This is a genomic window from Leptospira licerasiae serovar Varillal str. VAR 010 (genome assembly GCF_000244755.1).
Taxonomy (GTDB): Bacteria; Spirochaetota; Leptospiria; order Leptospirales; family Leptospiraceae; genus Leptospira_B; species Leptospira_B licerasiae.
Genome location: NZ_AHOO02000005.1, coordinates 337872 through 356835 on the forward strand (window position 1 = coordinate 337872; position 18964 = coordinate 356835).

Annotated in this window: 17 protein-coding genes; 7 read left to right on the forward strand and 10 right to left on the reverse strand. The window is 41.0% G+C overall.

The window, feature by feature from the left end; translation table 11 throughout:
* Positions 1-43 precede the first annotated feature (43 nt).
* Positions 44-769, forward strand: a complete 726-nt coding sequence (locus LEP1GSC185_RS02075; protein ID WP_008590933.1) for a SanA/YdcF family protein — start codon at positions 44-46, stop codon at positions 767-769.
* Here the strand turns inward: LEP1GSC185_RS02075 and LEP1GSC185_RS02080 are convergent.
* Entirely contained in the window at positions 766-1710 is a 945-nt protein-coding gene (locus LEP1GSC185_RS02080; protein ID WP_008589933.1) for a GDP-mannose 4,6-dehydratase, read from the reverse strand. The two genes, LEP1GSC185_RS02075 and LEP1GSC185_RS02080, sit on opposite strands and share 4 nt — an antisense overlap.
* Positions 1711-1791: 81 nt before the next feature.
* Between LEP1GSC185_RS02080 and LEP1GSC185_RS02085 the strand changes: the two genes are divergently transcribed.
* Genes LEP1GSC185_RS02085 through LEP1GSC185_RS02100 form a run of 4 tightly spaced genes read left to right on the forward strand, consistent with a single transcriptional unit; the run spans position 1792 to position 6245 of the window.
* Positions 1792-2796: an LIC_10202 family protein gene (locus tag LEP1GSC185_RS02085; RefSeq protein ID WP_008589713.1), complete on the forward strand. Its 1005-nt coding sequence runs from the start codon at positions 1792-1794 to the stop codon at positions 2794-2796.
* Positions 2793-3893 (forward strand): glycosyltransferase, encoded by a 1101-nt coding sequence (locus LEP1GSC185_RS02090; protein WP_008590889.1) that lies wholly within the window; start codon positions 2793-2795, stop codon positions 3891-3893. The genes LEP1GSC185_RS02085 and LEP1GSC185_RS02090 overlap by 4 nt, the downstream gene beginning before the upstream one ends.
* A complete protein-coding gene (locus LEP1GSC185_RS02095) occupies positions 3890-4963 on the forward strand; it encodes a glycosyltransferase family 4 protein (RefSeq protein WP_008589796.1) in 1074 nt (357 codons plus the stop codon). Before LEP1GSC185_RS02090 ends, LEP1GSC185_RS02095 begins: the two co-directional genes overlap by 4 nt.
* Complete coding sequence (locus LEP1GSC185_RS02100; RefSeq protein ID WP_008591219.1) at positions 4947-6245, forward strand: glycosyltransferase family 4 protein; 1299 nt, start codon at positions 4947-4949, stop codon at positions 6243-6245. The genes LEP1GSC185_RS02095 and LEP1GSC185_RS02100 overlap by 17 nt, the downstream gene beginning before the upstream one ends.
* A gap of 33 nt (positions 6246-6278) precedes the next feature.
* Here LEP1GSC185_RS02100 and LEP1GSC185_RS02105 read toward each other — a convergent pair whose 3' ends face one another.
* Complete coding sequence (locus LEP1GSC185_RS02105) at positions 6279-7094, reverse strand: inositol monophosphatase family protein (protein ID WP_008590080.1); 816 nt, start codon at positions 7092-7094, stop codon at positions 6279-6281.
* Positions 7095-7106: 12 nt separating this feature from the next.
* Entirely contained in the window at positions 7107-7448 is a 342-nt protein-coding gene (locus LEP1GSC185_RS02110) for a YkvA family protein (protein ID WP_008591512.1), read from the reverse strand.
* A gap of 143 nt (positions 7449-7591) precedes the next feature.
* Between LEP1GSC185_RS02110 and LEP1GSC185_RS02115 the strand changes: the two genes are divergently transcribed.
* Positions 7592-8155, forward strand: coding sequence for a hypothetical protein (locus LEP1GSC185_RS02115; RefSeq protein ID WP_008590433.1), 564 nt, complete (start codon positions 7592-7594; stop codon positions 8153-8155).
* 46 nt (positions 8156-8201) lie between these two features.
* Here the strand turns inward: LEP1GSC185_RS02115 and LEP1GSC185_RS02120 are convergent, their stop codons facing one another.
* Positions 8202-9140, reverse strand: a complete 939-nt coding sequence (locus tag LEP1GSC185_RS02120; protein ID WP_008591795.1) for an RluA family pseudouridine synthase — start codon at positions 9138-9140, stop codon at positions 8202-8204.
* 148 nt (positions 9141-9288) lie between these two features.
* On the opposite strand from LEP1GSC185_RS02120, the gene loa22 reads away from it, so the two are divergent.
* Entirely contained in the window at positions 9289-9849 is a 561-nt protein-coding gene (gene loa22, locus LEP1GSC185_RS02125) for an OmpA family outer membrane lipoprotein Loa22 (protein WP_008590778.1), read from the forward strand.
* Positions 9850-9939: 90 nt separating this feature from the next.
* Here loa22 and fumC read toward each other — a convergent pair whose 3' ends face one another.
* The 6 genes from fumC to yidC form a co-directional block, all read right to left on the reverse strand.
* Positions 9940-11334: a class II fumarate hydratase gene (gene fumC, locus LEP1GSC185_RS02130; protein ID WP_008589602.1), complete on the reverse strand. Its 1395-nt coding sequence runs from the start codon at positions 11332-11334 to the stop codon at positions 9940-9942.
* Between the two features lie 84 nt (positions 11335-11418).
* Positions 11419-13524 carry a hypothetical protein gene (locus LEP1GSC185_RS02135; protein WP_008590678.1) on the reverse strand — a complete coding sequence of 702 codons (2106 nt, stop codon included), beginning with the start codon at positions 13522-13524 and terminating at the stop codon, positions 11419-11421.
* A gap of 143 nt (positions 13525-13667) precedes the next feature.
* Positions 13668-14930 carry a malic enzyme-like NAD(P)-binding protein gene (locus tag LEP1GSC185_RS02140; RefSeq protein ID WP_008589919.1) on the reverse strand — a complete coding sequence of 421 codons (1263 nt, stop codon included), beginning with the start codon at positions 14928-14930 and terminating at the stop codon, positions 13668-13670.
* A gap of 59 nt (positions 14931-14989) precedes the next feature.
* On the reverse strand, positions 14990-16366 hold the full coding sequence (mnmE, locus tag LEP1GSC185_RS02145) for a tRNA uridine-5-carboxymethylaminomethyl(34) synthesis GTPase MnmE (RefSeq protein WP_008590980.1): 1377 nt from the start codon (positions 16364-16366) through the stop codon (positions 14990-14992).
* A gap of 6 nt (positions 16367-16372) precedes the next feature.
* Complete coding sequence (gene jag / locus LEP1GSC185_RS02150; protein ID WP_008590199.1) at positions 16373-17083, reverse strand: RNA-binding cell elongation regulator Jag/EloR; 711 nt, start codon at positions 17081-17083, stop codon at positions 16373-16375.
* 22 nt (positions 17084-17105) lie between these two features.
* Positions 17106-18962: a membrane protein insertase YidC gene (gene yidC / locus LEP1GSC185_RS02155; protein WP_008591333.1), complete on the reverse strand. Its 1857-nt coding sequence runs from the start codon at positions 18960-18962 to the stop codon at positions 17106-17108.
* Positions 18963-18964: the final 2 nt, after the last annotated feature.

Below are 18964 nucleotides of genomic sequence, written 5' to 3' on the forward strand. Positions count from 1 at the left end.
TTTCCAGAAGCGGTTCTTTGGCGTATTCTCCCCTTAAAGTAATATGGACTTTGGACTAAAAAACCAGGAAATCCAAAAATCTTCCCGAGCCTATCTCAAGGGAAGGGTGAGACTTGCAGTTTTACTCGCGGTTGCAATTTGTATCGGGATACCCGCTTCCATAGACCTTTCTATCGAATGGGATTACGAAAATAGAAGCGCTCACGCAGGAAACTATCGTTCTCTTAAGCCGGCAACTGTTGCAATCGTTCCGGGAGCTTCCGTTTATAAAGGGATTCCTTCTCCCGTTTTACAAGACCGTCTAGACTGTGCAATTGAACTATATAAACAAGGGAAGGTCCGGAAAATTCTTCTCTCAGGTGATAACGGGACTAGCTACTACAACGAAGTGAAGCCTATGCTTTTGTACGTTCTGGAAAGAGGAGTGGCTGAAAAAGATGTGTTCGTAGACCACGCGGGCTTTAGAACATTGGACACTTTAGTTAGAGCAAAAGAAATTTTCCAAGTCAAAGATGCTATCTTTGTAAGCCAAAGATTTCATCAACCTAGAGCGGCATTCATTTCTAAAAAGATAGGATTAGATCTACAATCTTATGAATCGGACAGAAGGATTTATATCAGCGGACCCACAAGCAGGTTCAGGGAATTTTTTGCAAGGACTTTGGCTTGGATCGATATGAATCTTACAAACACTGCACCGAAATATTTAGGAAAACCGTTTCCGATCGAAGGAAGCGGGGTCAAGACTTGGAAGGGTTCCGTAATTTAAGAAGAATATTCTGTTTTTCGAATATGTTCGAAAATCTCCCGAACTGCATCCTTTACCGGAATTTTAGGAGCCCATCCTAAGGATTTTAGTTTGGAATTATTTCCTAAAGATCTTTTCATTTCTACAGGCCTCAATCTTGTCGGATCTTGTTTCGAAACTAATTTAGAATCAGCGAATTCTAAGATCCAGTTCAAAACTTGAGAGATCGAAGTCTCAGCTCCGGAACATATATTATAAACTTCTCCACTCAACCCTTTGTTTGCCAAAAGAATATAAGCCTTAACCACATCAGTTACATGCAAGAAGTCCCTAGTGGGAGTTAGATCACCTACTAAAATTTCGGAAGAACTATTTTTGGAAATATTCTCCAATACCTGTTTGCAGAAGTTTGGTACCACAAAATTTGGATTTTGGCCGATACCTATATGATTGAAAGGTCTTGCGATCACTGTTTCTATATTTTGATAAGAACGGGAATATTGTAGGCAATAAGTTTCAGCCGCAAGCTTAGAAGAAGCATATGGATTCACCGGGCTTGGGAGAAGATTCTCCGAAACTGGAAGTTGTTCTTCTTTTAAATTTCCATATACTTCCGAAGAAGAAATATAGACTAATTTTACCTTTTTACCGGAACGTTTAAAACATTCTAAAATATTCAATGTGCCGGCCACATTGATGAGCAATGTTTCCTCAGGATTTTCGATGGCTCTTGGAACGAATGTTTGACCTGCTAAATGAAATAATACATCCGGAGAATAGGATTCGAAAACCTGCTCGAGCGATTGGAGATTTCGGATATCACAAACCTTATAAGGAAAGGAGAACTCCGTATTTTTAGGATTCATTCCCAGGCCCAGAAGTTTGGACCCGGATCCTTTTGTAAGTTCTGGGATCAGATAAGATCCTACAAAACCTTCCGCTCCTGTGACCAAGTATTTCATGTTTCTTATGATAAATCGAAGTAAAAATACGATTGTTTTGTCGAATAAGAAAAAAACAATCGAATAAAAGTCCGGGCTCCCATGGAAGAAAGATCTTCAGACATTATAGAAATCAAGGACAGCTCGGTCAATGTCCGCGAGCTCATGGAAGAGATAGAATCCAGGCTTGCCAGAAGACCAGTTTCCAAGGAAGAATTGGAACGTCTTTCTCGTTGGAAGTTTTCTCCCCAATCCCCCGAAGGATACAGAGAATTCGACGCCGCTGAAACGGCTCATTTATTTGAAAAAGGGATCTCACCTCCCAAGTTCACCAATCCAAAATTTAAGTACATCCGTGGACCGATCCGTTGGTTATTTATCAAGCTGATCGAACTCTATGCATTTCTAGATAAAAAACTTTCCGAAAATAGAACTCGCGCGTTCTACAGCGTTTTGAACGAACTGATCCTATTAAGAGGAGATCATGAAAAGTTAAAACGCAAATTCGAGAAGTTCTATAACGAGTTTGTAGAGTTAAATTACACTCTTAAAAAAGAGATCAGTCCTGAATTTGTTTGGTCCAACGAGTTTCTTTATGAGGAAGAAACCTTAGAAGAAAGTGAAACTCTTATTCTTTCCAGATTAAACCCTGGAGATTCTGTGCTTGCGATCAATCCGGAATGGGGAAAGTTCTTAAAACAACTCTTAAAAGCGCAGATAGAATTCAAAGCTGTGACTTGGAATAAAGCACAATATACTTACATCAAAGAGCATATTACGAATTCAGTTTCCCTTCTATCTTTTGAAGAAGTTCTGCCAGAGTCTCCTCTTCCTTCTAAAATTGTTTCCAATACGAATCTATGTCTTTTGCCGAATTGGGTTTTGGAAAAACTTTTCAAATCCTTGGCTTCTAAAACTTCCAGCGGGACAGAGTTTATTTTCAGGTATTCAAATTATTCGAACAGAATGGTTTCTCCTTTTCAACCGATCCTTTTGACCCAGATCAGTGAGTCCGCATTTAGAGAATTCTTACAAAAATTAGGTTTTAAGAATATAGTGGATACCAAGGCCGGAGACGGATTCTCGGTGTTTAGTTTCAGAAAATGAACGCCTACCTCCATATTTCCGAATTTAGGGATAAAGACGGGATCGGGAACGATATCAAGGGTTTAAGAGAAGTCTTAAATTCTTCAGGCATCAAAACAGAGATCGTCTGCCAAAACGATCTGAGCGATGGTTCGATCAAAACACTACAAACGGAAGAACTCCATAACGAAAATAATCTTTCCTCTAATTCCATGCATATTTTGGAATATGGAGGCTCAGGTTATCCTATAGATTCTTTCCTTTCTTTTCCAGGAAGAAAATTCGTTCGCTATCAGAACATCACTCCTCCAAAATTCTTCAAACCGTTCGTTTCAAACGATATTTTCAGGAGTTTCGAAATGGATTATAAAAAATCCATATTAGAATTACATAAACTGAAAAGATTTACGGAACGTTTTCTTCCCAGTTCCAAATATAGCGCATCCAATCTAGAGGATCTAAATATCGTAAATTCTAGCGTCATCCCTATCGTTAGAAAATACGGTTGGAAGGGAGAAAAACGAAATCGCAAAAACGGTCATACTCTCGGATATGTGGGTAGATTGGTTCCGAGCAAGAAGATAGAAGATATTCTATTTCTCTCTTATTTTCTGAAAAGGATAGAACCTAAATACAGGATATTATTGATCGGCAATGTTCCCGGCATTTTCGAAGATTACTTTACCAACTTAAAACAGATGGCAAGAGAACTTGGAATCGGCGGAAACGTTCAATTTAGAATGGGGGTCCAAGACTCCGAGCTTCCCAGATTTTGGGAAGAAATGGATGCTTATATCAGTATGAGCGAACACGAAGGTTTCGGGATCCCGCTGGTGGAAGCGTTGAGTTATGATATCCCTGTTTTTGCATATGCTTGCACCGCAGTTCCGGAAACATTAAGGGACGCCGGATATCTTTTCCGAAAAAAAGATCTAAGCAGCTTGGAAAAATTAGCTGAGTGGATCCATTATATACTCGAGTCCCAATCTTCCTCTCGTCCTGTAGATGGCCCTCACGCTTCTTCCAAACGAAGAGAAGTTTGTATGGATTATGATTCAATGCCTTACGGAAGAGTTTTGAAACAAATATTCACATTCAAAGAAGTGGCTGCCTCATGATCTTCAGAAGAAGAGGAGTTCATCAATTCGCGGCAGGTTTTAATTTGGGAGATGCAATCTCTAACGAGATGAACTCCTTGAAATCCGTTTTCAAAAGATTGGGATATTCTGCTGAAATTTATGCAGAGAATACCGGCCCTGGAACGGACGCTTTCGTAAAAAAGCACAAAGCTTATTCTTCCAATAGTAGGGATATAATAGTATATCATCATTCTATCCATTCGGATGTCCTGGAAACCGTATTAAAACCCAAGAATTCTAAAATTCTAATATATCATAATGTAACGCCAGGTCATTTTTTCGAAAAATACGATCTAAAACTCACATACCTTCTTCGAAAAGGTAGAGAAGAATTAGAATCTCTCCGAAATAAATTCGATAAGGTTTTCGCTGTTTCGGAATACAATAAATCTGAACTTATAGATCTAGGTTTCGAAGATGTGGATGTTCTTCCTATCACCTACCAACTTCCTCAAGGAAGACAAACTATTAAGGAAAATTATCCCAAGAATAGACCCAATATTCCCCGCTTCTTATTTGTAGGAAGAATTGCTCCGAACAAAAAACAAGATGATCTGATCCGATTTGCATTTCATTATCTGAAAGTTTACGGCCCGGAGTTCCAACTTTTTATGGTAGGGTTCAGCTCCAAAGAGCTATATCTATACAGAGAAGAATTAGAACGTATGCTCGATTTTTATAAATTGAGAAAGAATGTGATCATCACCGATTTTTTATCCGACGAAGAATTAAGATCCATGTATCTAAACTGTGATCTTTTCTTGTCGATGAGCGAACACGAAGGATTTTGCGTTCCTCTATTGGAAGCGATGGTGCATAATATTCCGATCCTTGCATTCGATGGCGGTGCAGTAGGCGAGACTCTTTCAGGCGCCGGCGTCTTATTCAAAGAAAAGAGAATGGATATGATCGTAGAGCTTGCCCACAAAATGGTAACGGATCGTAACTGGAAAGATTTGATCCTTGAGACCCAACAAAAACGTCTTTCTTCTTTTTCCCAGATCAACGCAGAAACAGTATTGAGGCCCGTCCTTGCTAGACTCTCGTAGAAGATTAGCCGTCGTTACTCCTATTTTTTCGGATCATATCTCAGGTGGTTCCGAAAAACTAATATATCAATATACTCTAATATTATCTAAGTTTTACGAAGTTACCGTTCTCGCGAGTCGCTCCTTGGATTATATTACATGGAAAAACCAGGTCCCGATAAAAGACCTGGAACCTGTGTTACTTGGAAAAGATTTAGAAAAAAAAGTAAGTAGAGAATGGATAGAACCTGAACCAGGAAATCGGATCAAAGTCCTCAGATTTTCCGTGGATAAAGAAAGAAATATCTCTAAGTTCAATAAATTTTCGGACAAATTGTTCCGGAATTCCGAATCCGGAAAGAGTAAGTTCGGATCCCAAGAAGAAAAGGAAAGGATCTGGGTGGATATGCAAGGCCCATATTGTCCCGACTTGATCCAGTACATCGAGACAAATGAAAGAGACTACGATGTATTCGTTTTCGTTTCTTATTTGTATTATCCTATGGTTTATGGACTCCCTTTAGTCGCTAAAAAGTCTGTTGTAATTCCAACATTGCATGATGAGCCTCCTGCAAAGTTATCCGTATATTCCAATCTTTTCAAAGACGACTCAGCTTATTGTTTTAATACTCCGGAAGAAAAAGCGCTTTTTTATAGATTATACGGATATGAGCCAAGTCTCGGAAATGTGATCGGAATGCACTTAGCCATCCCGGATGAAACGGAAAATAAAACTTCCGAAAGAAAAAATCCACAAGACTCATTTCAATTCCTTTATGTAGGGAGAATAGACGAAGGAAAGGGTGTGTTGGAAATGGCCCAATACTTCTCGGAATGGCAGAAAAGAAGCGGTCGAAACGACAAACTACTCCTGGCAGGAAGAGGAGATCTTAAACTCCTGCAAAGAATATCAAAATTTTCTCATGTATCTCCACTCGGTTTCGTAAGCGAAGAAGCAAAGGATGAACTCATCCGTTCTTCCGATATACTCATCAATCCTTCTCCTATGGAAAGTTTTTCCATTATCATCATGGAAGCTTGGATCCGCAAAAAAGCAGTCTTAGTCAACGGAAGATCGGATGTTCTAAGAGGCCATTGTCTCAGAAGCAACGGTGGTTTATATTATTCGGATCTAGACAGCTTTTGTGCAGTCGCGGAATATTTAGTAAATCACGGCAGAGAAAGAGAAGAGATGGGAAATAACGGTAAAAGATACGTTCAGGCGAACTTCAATCCGGACGTCGTAGAAAAGAAAATCGCCCAGATCGTAGAAAGATGTATACGAAGAAGATACTCTGAATAAGATCACTCTCCTACTAAAAAATTTAAACCCAACTCATATATCTAAATACTCCTGCAGCGTCTCGACCATCTTCTCATGCAATATTCCATTAGACGCAATCAAACTAGTCACGTAAGGATGGAACGTATTATTCGCGTAAGTGCTTAACTTTCCTCCTGCTTCCTGAAGAATAGCGGCCGCAGCGGTCATATCCCAAGGTTTCAGGTCTTCTTCCCAGAATGCGTCGAATTTACCCTCTGCCACCCAACAGATATCTAAACCTGCGGATCCGGTCCTTCTCACACCTCTAGATCTTAAGATAAATTTTTTCAGATTGAACATCAGTTGTTCTATCCTCTCTTCTCTATCATAAGGAAAACCTGTGCATAAGAGCGCTTTTTTAATCTCTTTTGTTTGAGTGACTTTGATCGGGGTTTTATCTTTGAATGCACCTTCTCCCAACATTGCGTGATACACATGTCCTAACGCGGGCATAGGAACGATCCCCATCACTGCTGATTTTGTTTCTAGATCTTCCAATCCGATACAACAACAATAGAGGGGAATACGATGTGAATAATTTACGGTCCCGTCCAAAGGATCTATGATCCATTTGAACTGTGAGTTTCCTTCGTAGTTACTTCCTTCTTCTCCTAAGATATGATCGTTAGGGAATGCTTTCCTGATCTCGGAGACGATCAGTTCTTCGGAACCCTTGTCTGCGATCGTGATCAGGTCCGATTCTATACTTCCCTTAAAGGAAATTTGCAGATCTTCTCTTTCATGAGTCTTTTTCAGGAACTCTGAAATGGTCGGGGCAAAGTTTAGGAAATGTTGGTATCTTATCTTGATTTCGTTTTGATAGCTCATTGGAGAAGTTTTTCAATTCTCCAATGTACCCTTAGGATTGGAATCTAAAAAATCTGCGGCCTTCTTCTTATGCTCTTCTTTTACATACATGGAAGCGGCCGCTAAAACAGCAGCAACCACTCCTGCATCGTCTATATAGCCTGCACCGAATAGAATATCCGGGATCGCATCAAAAGGGGTAAGGAAATAAGCAAGGGCTCCCGCAATCGTCAGCTTTGCCTTTAAAGGAGTAGAAGGATCTAACATCGCATAATATAAAGCGATCGCGTCCGCAAGAAAAGGGACCTTTCCAGCGACCTTCTTCACCTTAGGCCAAAAGCCTTGTTTGATCTTTTCTATCTTATCGTCTTCCATAAACGTTAGTAAGTATAAGTATTTGAAGTATAACTTTGAATCATCCAGCAAAAAATTTCTTCAATTTTATATTGAAAAAGATAGCATTTAATCTAAAATTTCGTCCCACCCTTAGACTTGATAAATTAGATCAGGAGCATTGAATGAAACTCTTTCGAATTGCGGCCGTTTTAGCGCTTCTATTTGCGGCATCTGGAACTTGGGCAAAGGATCTTTGTGAAGGAAAGAAAAAAGGTACAGTTTATTTTTTTGATAAAGAAATTTCCAGGGACTCTGTTCTACCTGCAGAAGTTTCCAAATGGAATTTCTCAGGAGAAATGTGGGCCTTACTTTGTTTAGCAGATCCTGTAGGTCCTCAAGAAGCGAACGGAAAAAAATTTAGGATCGTTCTTTACGCTAAACAAACTTCGAATCCTGAAGGAAAGTATTCTTCTTGGTCGAGTGCCAAACAAGCAGGTGTTTTTAGGCCGGAACTGTCCGCTGCACGCAAAGAGATCATTTTATATTTTAACGAGGACTTCGATTATAGCGGACTAAAAGCAAAATTAGATCCGGGAGAATACGAGTTTAGATTCCAAGCCGCTACTGAAAAAGGAACCGGGAAATTGGATATAACCATCGATCTGAAAAACGAAGTCGCATATCTGCAGGAGTTGAGAAAGGCAGGTTATGTTGCAGACGGAAAGATTTCCGTTTCGTTCCAATAAACTTTCTTATAGAACCGAAGACCTTTTATCATAATAAGGTCTTCGGTTAAAAATTCTCCAAATTACTCTCAAAATTTTCGAACCTTTGCGGTGGCTCCAGAACTATCTGAACTTCCTCTCCGGTAAAAGGATCTTTGAATTCCAACCAATAAGAAAGAAGTAAAAGTCCATAGTTCTCAAAAAGTGCGGCGTTTCTAGAGTAAAGTAGGTCTCCAACTACAGGACATCTTAAGCTCTGAAAATGGACTCGGATCTGATGAGTCCTCCCTGTTTCCAAATCTGCTTCGATGAGAGAGAATTTTCTACCGTTCTTAGAGACCGCGGTTTTTAAGATCCTATAGTGAGTAACGGAGGCTCGGCCCTTAGGAGTCACAGTCATCTTCAATCTTTCCACCGGATGTCTTCCGATAGGTCTGTCTATCGTGCCTTCTCCTTCCGGAAGTGTACCTTGGACCCAAGCAAGATATTTCTTGGTAATGTTCCTGCTTCTGAATAACTCTGAAAGTTTTGCGTGTGCTTGGTCGTTCTTGGCTACGATCATGATCCCTTCCGTCGGTTTATCCAAACGATGCACGATACCCGGCCTTGATTCTCCCCCGATACTCGAAAGCTCCTTAAATTTGTAGAGAAGTCCGTTAACCAAGGTAGCGGATCTATCTCCGGGACCGCTATGGGACGCAACGCCTGCCGGTTTACGAATGATCAAATACTGTGGAGTTTCTTTTAAAACTTCGATCTCCATTTTGACTGGCGTTAAGTTCAATGGAGGTTTAGGAGGAACAGATATATGGAAGTTTTCTCCAGGGCTTACCTTGTAGGATGATTTGAGTAGAATTTTTCCGGCTCCATCTTTGACCCAACCTGAATCGATCCAATGCTGAATGGAAGCTCTAGAAATCTCATCTCCCAGATAGTCCTTCAAAAATCGATCGAGTCTGGATCCCTCAGAGTCGGCGTTAACTTCGGCATGAAGTTCCAGATTCATAATAGTTCTCCTAAGAAATATATAAGCAGGGAAAACGTGTCCCTTTCGCACAGAGGTCTAAAAAAGATTTCCCATTTTGCGAGAATAGGTATATTTTGGATAAATTCATCGAAATAAACCCCTACCCTAATCAAGGAAGGAATACAACATGGTAAAAAAAATTCTCAATATCCTGCTCATCGGTGCAACGGTTTTTTCCTTAGCTCTTTGCTCTTCTGCAGACAACAAAGACCAAGCGGCTCCTGAGCCTGGAGAACAAAATTCCGCAGCTTCTCGTAACGTCAACGTAGACTCTCCTGCAGACGCTTTCAATAATCAAATTAAAGATTTCCGTTATCCAGACGGAATCACTCGTCCAGGATTCAGCTACAAAAAGGCTGATGTTAGCGCGGGCGATTTCAGCGAGTGGGCAAAAGTTAATATTTCCGTTCTTAAAGATGGAATTTCTAAACTTCCTGATTCTTGGGCACTTGAGATCACTGGTCACACTGACCAAGTAGGACCTGAAGAAGCAGAAGGCGATAAAAAAGGAAACGTTTTCTACGGAGAAATTCGTGCTAAAGCGGTTAAACAATCCTTAGTTAAACAAGGAATTCCTGCAAATCGTATCGTTACTAAGAGTGCAGGTTCTTCTTCTCCAGTTTCCGGATTGGATGCAAAAGATCCTAAAAACCGCAGAGTAACCTTCAAGTTTGTTCAACAACAATAATCTGTAGGGTTTCGATCCGAATTAAAAAGGCAGTGGTTCAAAACACTGCCTTTTTTTATACCTTAAAGGTTTTAGAACTTTCAGACTTTATCAGTCAACGCTTGGAGAGATCATTTTTTCAGGAAGCACCCATTGGTCAAATTGCTCTGAAGTCAATAAACCTAGTTCAATTCCCGATTCTTTCAGACTAGTTCCTTTCTTATGTGCGTTCTTAGCGATCTTAGCCGCATTATCATAACCGATATGCGGGTTCAGTGCGGTCACAAGCATCAAACTATTCTTCAAATGTTCTTTGATATTTTCCTTATTAGGTTCAATTCCTCTTGCACAATGTTCTTCGAAAGAAACTGCAGAGTCCGCCAATAGACGGATAGAGTTCAGAACATTGTGAATGATCAAAGGTTTGAAAACGTTCAGTTCGAAGTTTCCGGAAGCGCCGCCGATATTCACAGCAACATCATTCGCGATCACTTGAGAAGCTACCATAGTCATTTGTTCGGACTGAGTAGGGTTCACTTTTCCAGGCATGATAGAAGATCCAGGCTCATTCTCCGGAATAGAGATCTCACCGATCCCGCATCTAGGACCCGAAGACAACCATCTTACATCGTTTGCGATCTTCATAAAAGAAGCCGCAATCGTTTTTAGAACTCCATGAGTTTCTACCAAAGAATCGTGAGCTGCCAGAGCCTCGAATTTATTCTCTGCTGATGTGAAAGGTAATCCCGTCTCCTTTGCGATCTGAGCCGCAGCTTTTACTGCAAATTCAGGATGAGTGTTCAACCCAGTTCCTACTGCAGTTCCGCCTAATGCCAATCTATATACGGATGGAAGAACGGACTTAACTCTCTCAATATTGTATTCCAATTGTTTTACATAGCCGGAGAATTCTTGGCCAAGAGTTAAAGGAGTCGCGTCCTGTAAGTGAGTTCTTCCGATCTTGATGATATCTTTGAACTCATCCGATTTCTTCTTTAGAGTATTTTTCAATTGTTCTAATGCAGGAAGAAGTTTGTTCACTAATTGTTCTGCAGCGGCGATATGCATTGCAGTCGGAAAAGTATCGTTAGAAGACTGAGCCTTATTCACATCGTCGTTAGGATGAATAGGCTTCTTAGAACCTTTTACTCCGCCTGCAATCTCTATCGCACGATTGGAGATTACTTCGTTGGAGTTCATATTGGTTTGGGTTCCTGAACCGGTCTGCCAAACGCTTAGAGGAAAATGTTCGTCCAATTTCCCCGAGATCACTTCGTCTGCCGCTTGGACGATCAGATTTTTTTTCTCATCGGTCAAAAGACCAAGCTGAGCGTTTACGATAGCCGCTGATTTTTTCAGAACTCCAAGAGCACGGATCATTTCCCTTGGAAAACGATCGTTCCCGATATGGAAGTGATGAAGAGACCTTTCGGTTTGGGCGCCCCAGTATTTGGAATCGTCTACCTGGATTTCTCCCATGGAGTCGGTTTCGATTCTAGTTTTCATGAATCCTCCGTTCAATAGTAATGAATTGATCGGGTTGGATTTTCCGGGATCGGAACAAATGTCCTAATCAGAACTTGTAGCAGATCACTCGTCTCGGAATTTGCGAAGGGTATCCGCTAAGGCTGCAAATTCCGGTTTTTTGGCGGTGACATTCTCCAAATATTCCAAGGTAGAATCCAACCAGGCGGAATCGGATTCCAACTCTTTCCGGATAAATACATGCCGGATAGAATTCATGGAGCGAATCTCGATATATCTCCGCTTCTGGTCATAATACATAAGGTCAGCTACTTTGTCTTTTCCGAATTCCGGAGAAGATGTAGCATTCACCACTTCATCCAGCCAAATAATCCCGTTATTTTTGCGATCCACGTAATCTATTGCTTTCTGGACTTTTGCCGGGATTAAAGTGGATTTTTCCTTAGGACCTACTAACACACCCAAAGACTTTTTCTTTTTAGAAGCTTCCTTTTCGGGCTCCGCAGAAGGTCCGCTGCTTGGGGACTTCTTACTTTGTTTCGAAGACTGGAACTCGTCCGCAGGCTCTATGTCTTTTTTAGTAGAAGGAGATAGATTCACACCGAACAAACCAAGTATCCACTCCAAAAGTTTCACCAAGATGGACTTGGAATCTTGGATGGCTTTTTGCCTTTGTTTTTCAGTTTCTTTTTCCCAGTCCGCAATCGCCTTAGAAAGACGGATCTGTTCATCGATTATAAGTTCGGAATCCACACCTTCTACAACATCTTTTAAAAAAGCGTAAATTCCTTTTGGCTGTCCATTCTTGCGGATCAATGTATGGATAGATGTTCTTCTTTCTTTATTATTTAAAAAGGAAGAAACCACATTTTCCAGAGCAAGTGCCACAATCCCAGGACCAGCACCTGTTACTTTTTCTCTGGTAAGAATATCATTTCGAGTTTTGAATCTTTCCAATACCTGATCCAAAACTTCGGTTTTAGTAAGACCGGCCGCCTGGATAGATGAGTCTTTGATCTTTAAAGCGCTCGCATCCACAATCAGCGGTTCTTTAGATTCTCTGATCCGAATGACTATATCACTAAAAGCTAAATTGATGAGAGATTCTTTTCTCAAACTGGAAAGAGAATCCATGGAGTTCAAGAGAACTTCGAAAGCTTGTAAGAATACGTCGGAACCTTCCCAGGTTTTTCCGGAAGTAAATGCAGGGTGTTTAGACAATTCTCTTAGATAATCAGGCCCTTGTTCAATTCCGGAAGCTTTGATCCAACCTGCTTGCTCTCCGGGAAGGAGTGAAATTAAGATCTTTCTAGATAAGCCGATGAATAATTCGAAAATGATCTCTAATTCGGTTTCTTCATTTGCATTCGGCTTTTTAGTATCTAGAGAGGTTTCACCTACGAGTTCTTCTAAAGAAGGTTGGATAACGTGGAATTCTAAGTGCAGCCTCAACAAAGGAGGGCGATTTCCTCTTTTCTCCAATGCAAGTAATGCATCAGGGACCGTTTTAATCTGAGATAGGAAGGCAACAATCTCATTCGGTTTTTTGCTTAAAAGAGAGATCAGCGAAGTCAGTATATCTTCTCTGATCTTAAAATTCCTTTGTAAAAAAGATTCTACGGAAAGAGTTTTAACATTTCTCATCGAGTAAGGAAGATTTCTGGAATCTTGAAAATCCAAAAGATTTCCCTTTTCATCTGTGTTTAGGTACTGGCGTATCACCCAGTCCCTTAATTCTCCAACCGACCTTCTTTCCGCTAGATTGATATCTCTTCGGACAATGAATTGTAAAAATGCGGCCGCAGACTGAGCCAAACAGGCGGACTTGATCTTTTGGATCTGATCCGCTCTCCTGGAAGCGGGACGGATTGCAACATTAGCCAATCCTAATTCTTTCGTTTCTTCCGAAACGAATAGATATTGGTATAGAACGAATCCGTTCTTATCTTCAAAATATTTTAGATCGGCAGGTTTTAGAAATTGTAACTGTTCGAATTTTGCGAGAGCGAAAGGAGAATAATTGAATAAAAAGAAATTCTCCACTCCCTTCTCGATCATATCTAAATCCCTCATCGCTTTGGGAGTCGTTTGCAGAAGAAGGTTACGAAGTTCCTCTTCCGGTATCAGATCGACACGATCTACCGGAATTACGCCCTCATCCGAGAGCGGATTCGAAGCCGGGGGCGTGGAATTACTTTCCATTTCGGGCATAAATTCTTCCCTTTTGCTCCGATCTTGATTTGGCTTTTTGTTCTAAGCCGAGCTAGTATAATATTTTCGGAAACAAATACATGCTTTCTTGAGCAAGTTCTAAGGGTTTAGACGCCAAATTCTAAAGATTCCTAAAAGATGTATTAAGATCTCATCAAACCTTCCAAGAAGGAAATGTAATTTTCCCGCCCTGGATAAGGTCTTCTGGCAGTTCCACTTTGGACCGCCGCTTCGGCAACTGCAGGAGCTACATGATACAATACCCTTTGGTCGAAAGGTTTCGGAATTAGATAGTCAGGACCGAAAACGAATTTTTCTCCCCCATAAGCGAGGCTGACTGCATCCGGAACTTCCATCCTAGCAAGTTCAGCCAATGCACGAGCCGCAGCCAATTTCATTTCTAAAGTGATATGTTTGGCTCTAACGTCCAAAGCTCCTCTAAAAATAAATGGGAAACCTAATACGTTATTCACCTGGTTAGGCATATCGCTTCTTCCGGTTCCCATAATGATATCAGGACGGACCTTTTTAGCGATTGCATACGGAATTTCAGGATCAGGATTTGCCAGAGCAAAGATGACCGGATTCGGAGCCATGGATTTTACCATTTCTTCCGTAACCATATCCGCGACGGAAACTCCTACAAAAATATCCGCATCTTGCATAACGTCTGCAAGCGTTCGCGCATTTGTTTTCTGAACGTATTTTTGTTTGGTAGAATTTAGATCGGTCCTTTCAGTGTGGATCACACCTTTCGTATCCACTAAGAAAATATGTTCTTTTCGGATACCGATATGTTGGACTAATTCAGTGATAGCGATCCCTGCTGCTCCCGCGCCACAGACCACCATCTTTACGTCGCTAGGACGCTTTTTATTGATCTCGAATGCATTCAATAGTCCAGCAACAGTGATGATTGCCGTTCCATGTTGGTCGTCATGGAAGACTGGAATATTCATACTTTTGATGAGTTCTTCTTCTATATAAAAACTTTCAGGAGCCTTGATATCTTCTAGGTTGATCCCGCCGAAAGTTGGCTCGAGCATTTTGACTGCTTTTATGAAATCGTCCGGATTTTTGGCGTCTACTTCTATGTCAAAAACGTCTATCCCAGCGAATTTTTTGAAAAGTACCGCTTTACCTTCCATCACCGGCTTTCCAGCGGAAGGTCCGATATCTCCCAGACCGAGGATTGCGGTTCCGTTAGTGATAATTCCTACCAGATTCCCTTTGTTAGTGTATTCGTACACCAGATCCGGATTCTCTTTGATTTCCAGACAAGGATAAGCAACTCCTGGCGAGTATGCTAAGGATAAGTCGAATGAATCTTTAGTCGGCTTTGTCGGAACAACTTGTATTTTACCCTTTGGATGAAGGGAATGATATTCGAGGGATTTTTCTCTCATAACGATAAAACCAATTTTTCGACGATCGGGCCTAGGTTCTATTCTATTTCTGAAAGAGCTTATTTCCCAACGCAGAATTTACTAAAAATTCTTCCTAAAATTTCTTCAGTGTCCACTCTTCCATTTACTTCCCCGATCTGTTCCAATGCGGAATCTATTTCTTTGATGTAAATCTCAGCCGGAGCGCTTTCTTCCATTAAAGTCAGACAGTTTTCCAGGCTTCGAGTGATAGAAGAAAAATGAAATCTATTCCTTTCTTCCAAAAGGACATAATCTTCTGAACTTTCTAAACCTTGCAGCTTGGTGGAAATTTCAGAGACTAAAGTATCAAGCCCATATCTGGACTTACAGGAAACTTCAACCAAGACTGTTCCTGGATATTTTTTCTTTAAGATATATTGAGGATCCCAGCTTGGATCTCTTATATCCGATTTATTTGCAGCAACTATCGCGCCTTCCAGCTTGGATCGATTCTCTTCCGCAAACTTGTCCCAATCGTTCTTTTGAGAGACATCTATCACGAAAAGTCTTACGTCTGCTTGCGAGAATTCTTTCTCACTTCTCTCTATCCCCATCTTCTCGATCTTATCGCCGGTCTCTCTAACTCCTGCGGTGTCTATGAGTCGGATAGGAACCCCTGAAAGCAAAAAGTCCTCACTAATATAATCTCGAGTCGTTCCGGGAATTTCGGAGATGATAGAACGGTCCCTTCCCAAAATCAAGTTCATCAAACTGGACTTGCCTGTATTCGGTTCTCCATACAAAACAACTCTGCTTCTTTCCAAAAGAGTTTCAGTTTCACTGGATCTTTTCAGAAGGTTGGAACAAATATCTGAAATAGAACGAATTCTTTTTTTTCTCTCTTCCAAGGACTCGAAAGTAAGATCTTCCGTCGAAAAATCAATCTCCGCTTCGCATTCCGCTTTGAGAGAGATGAGCTGGCTTCTTAGATTCGAAGCGAGTCTGGAAATTTCACCGAATGCATTCTTCTGCGCCAGCTCTAATTCAAATCTAGAACGAGCGCCTATAATCCTTCCGATAGCTTCCGCTTCGTTCAGATCTATTTTACCATTTAAGAAAGCTCTTTTAGTGAACTCACCTTGTTTGGCAGGTCTTGCTCCGGAACGAAACAAACATTCTAAAGCTTCTCTAAGTAAGATCGGATTTCCGTGGGTATGTATTTCGCATAGATCTTCTCCTGTGAAAGAATTCGGTCCTGCGAAATAGATAAAAACTACTTGGTCTAATTTTTTCTCCCCATCTACAAAACGACAGGTATATGCGTTACGCGGTTTGATGGAAGAAAGAGGAAAGGCTCCCTCAAAAAAAGATAAATGCCTATAGGCGATAGGAAGCGCTTCCGGTCCGGATAACCTAAGAATGCCTATGGCACCGGCCCCGGAAGCTGTGGAGATAGCTGCTATCGTATCAGCCACGACCGATCAGTAGTCGTTTACTTCCTCGAGTAAGTCCCCGTTAGGACTTTTATCGACGACGTCTTTGTACTTGTGTCTGTCTTTCATCGGAATAATACGGACCTTTTTATAAGTCCCATTTCCTTCCGATCTGGTGAAAACTTTTTCGTTCTCTTGTAGCGCCATGTGAACGATCCTTCTTTCGAAAGGATTCATTGGCTCAAGTAATTTGGACTTACCTGATTTCGCAACAGAAGAAGCCACTGACTTGCTCAATCTGATCAAGGACAGTTCTCTTTTATCTCTGTAAGATTCGGTATCCAGTACGATCTTACGACCGTGACGGATCTTAGAATCCACCATTAGGTTTACCAAAAATTGAAGAGCATCCAAAGTAGCCCCTCTCTTTCCGATAATCAGCCCGGATTCGCGACTAGTAAGTTCAATATAGATCTTTCCGTCCACGTCTCCCATTCCGACAACTTCCGCTTCCACTCCCATCTTGCGAAGAAGTGTAAGCACCACTCCGTGGATGATCTTTTCAGCCGGAATATCGAAGTTCGAAACAAACGCTCGAACCACTGCCGGTTTTTTTTGTGTTAAGCCTAAAAATCCAGACTTACCGGACTCGACAGTTTCGAAACGAATGTCTCCGGGTTCTAATCTTAAGGTTTCTAACGCAATCTCTTCAGCCTCGGCTTTTGTTTTTCCTTCGGCTTCGAAAATATAGTTTTCCATATCGTATCCTCGATATATGAATTCACACTTTTACTGGGGTTTCGTCTTTCTTACGAATATTGGTTACCCACTGTTGAGCAATGGAAAGGATGTTAGTCACAGTCCAATACAATGTCAGTCCGGACGGCATGCTCCAGAGGAAGAACACCATCATAACAGGCATTAAATACATCATCATTTTTTGATTCGGATCAGTTTGCACTGAAGTCAGCTTCATAGAAAGGAACTGAGTTCCGACCATCAATAATACCAATAAGTTAATAGAAAGTCCGGTCGCGGAAAGATAAGGGATCGCCGGAGAAGTCCAGATAAAATCAGGCTCGCTTAAGTCTGAGATCCAAAGGAAAGGAGACTTCCAAAGATCGATCGTATCCGCGAATGCAACATACAATGCGAAGAAGATAGGAAGTTGGATCAGCATAGGAAGACATCCGCCCAACTGAGAAAGCGGATTCATATTATGCTTTTTATATAATTCCAGCATCTTCTCTTGTTTTTTTGCCGGATCGTTAGCATACTTCTCGTTTAACTTTTTCAGTTCGGGAGAAAGTGCGCTCATCTTCTTCATTGCCTCTGCCTGTTTCTGGTTCAGAGGATAGAAGACTAATTTGAATACTAATGCAAAGAGTAGAATACCGAAACCGTAACTTGGGATCGTGTATTTATAAGATTGTTGCAAGAACCAAACGATTCCGTTTCGGATAGGAGTGAACACACCTTGATTGAAAGATTTGTTCAGGTCTGCGCTTATACCTGCGAAAGTGGACTTAGGATTTTTGAATGGATCCAGTTTAGGATCTCTGAACAACATCCCATCCCATTCTCTGATCCCTACGTAGTTTGCGAATTCCAGAGTTTCTTCTTTTCCGGGATCTAAAGAAATATTAGAATATGCTAAGATAGTTCCCGTTTCGTTTTTCTTTCTGTTGTCTAGAAGAATTCCTTCTGCAGGAAAATTTAAAGTGTCCGTTGCGGCTAAGAAGTAACGGCTACCGGAACCGATATAATCCACACCTTCTCCGCTACTCCAGACTTCTTTATAAAATTCGTTTCCGTTCGGATGTCCGAAGATGAAGTTACGAATTCCTTCCCAGAATCCCCAAGCGTCTCCACCGTCAGCAAAGTCTTTCTCGCTTCCGTCCATTCTATATACACGGAAAAATTTGGAAAGCTCCTGTGGATTTGCCTCTCTGTTTAAAGGAATAGGACCTAAACTTCCGAAAGTCCTTAAGTAGGCAGGCTTTTCACGATTTCCAAAATAAAGTTTTTCTTTTCCTAGGTTAGTAATGGAAATCTCGATTTTGAAATAATTTTCATGAGGGAAAAATCTAAATACTTTTTTAAGAAGAACACCTTTCTCTGTAGCAGTGAAAGTTATACTTTGCTCTTCTTTATTTTCTTCCGCTTTAAAGTTTAGATGGTTCCATTCGGAAGTCGCTACATCTTCTTTTCTATGAGAAAAATTGAAGTCGAAACCTTTTCCTCTGGATAGTTCGATTGCCTTGATCTTCTCTCCTTCCACTTCGATCTCTTGGAAATCGGCTCTGGTGATATTGATCTCGTTTCCTTCTATATCCTTATAGTTTCTAATATAGAATTTTTCGATCCTTCCACCCAAACTGGAAAGAACGACTATATGTGCTTCCGTTTTGAAGGTAAAAGTTTTTACGTCCTTAGGATTCGTGGCCGTAACGATCGGCTTAGGCTCGACCTTAGTTTCGTGTTTTACGTTTTCCTTATTTTCCGAAACAGGAGTTTGTTCGGTCTTCTGTTGTTGTTTCGGTTTTCCTGATTCTGGGTTGAAGTAATAGGTTACTAAGAACCAAACTCCCATGGATAAAATTAACGCGAGAAAAAGTCTGTTTTGTCTATCTTCCATTC

Bases quoted from the DNA above. Each gene is read 5' to 3' on its own strand.
- LEP1GSC185_RS02075 (WP_008590933.1), top strand. From the start codon at position 44: ATGGACTTTGGACTAAAAAACCAGGAAATCCAAAAATCTTCCCGAGCC.
- LEP1GSC185_RS02080 (WP_008589933.1), bottom strand. From the start codon at position 1,710: ATGAAATACTTGGTCACAGGAGCGGAAGGTTTTGTAGGATCTTATCTG.
- LEP1GSC185_RS02085 (WP_008589713.1), top strand. From the start codon at position 1,792: ATGGAAGAAAGATCTTCAGACATTATAGAAATCAAGGACAGCTCGGTC.
- LEP1GSC185_RS02090 (WP_008590889.1), top strand. From the start codon at position 2,793: ATGAACGCCTACCTCCATATTTCCGAATTTAGGGATAAAGACGGGATC.
- LEP1GSC185_RS02095 (WP_008589796.1), top strand. From the start codon at position 3,890: ATGATCTTCAGAAGAAGAGGAGTTCATCAATTCGCGGCAGGTTTTAAT.
- LEP1GSC185_RS02105 (WP_008590080.1), bottom strand. From the start codon at position 7,094: ATGAGCTATCAAAACGAAATCAAGATAAGATACCAACATTTCCTAAAC.
- LEP1GSC185_RS02110 (WP_008591512.1), bottom strand. From the start codon at position 7,448: ATGGAAGACGATAAGATAGAAAAGATCAAACAAGGCTTTTGGCCTAAG.
- LEP1GSC185_RS02115 (WP_008590433.1), top strand. From the start codon at position 7,592: ATGAAACTCTTTCGAATTGCGGCCGTTTTAGCGCTTCTATTTGCGGCA.
- LEP1GSC185_RS02120 (WP_008591795.1), bottom strand. From the start codon at position 9,140: ATGAATCTGGAACTTCATGCCGAAGTTAACGCCGACTCTGAGGGATCC.
- loa22 (WP_008590778.1), top strand. From the start codon at position 9,289: ATGGTAAAAAAAATTCTCAATATCCTGCTCATCGGTGCAACGGTTTTT.
- fumC (WP_008589602.1), bottom strand. From the start codon at position 11,334: ATGAAAACTAGAATCGAAACCGACTCCATGGGAGAAATCCAGGTAGAC.
- LEP1GSC185_RS02135 (WP_008590678.1), bottom strand. From the start codon at position 13,524: ATGCCCGAAATGGAAAGTAATTCCACGCCCCCGGCTTCGAATCCGCTC.
- LEP1GSC185_RS02140 (WP_008589919.1), bottom strand. From the start codon at position 14,930: ATGAGAGAAAAATCCCTCGAATATCATTCCCTTCATCCAAAGGGTAAA.
- jag (WP_008590199.1), bottom strand. From the start codon at position 17,083: ATGGAAAACTATATTTTCGAAGCCGAAGGAAAAACAAAAGCCGAGGCT.
- yidC (WP_008591333.1), bottom strand. From the start codon at position 18,962: ATGGAAGATAGACAAAACAGACTTTTTCTCGCGTTAATTTTATCCATG.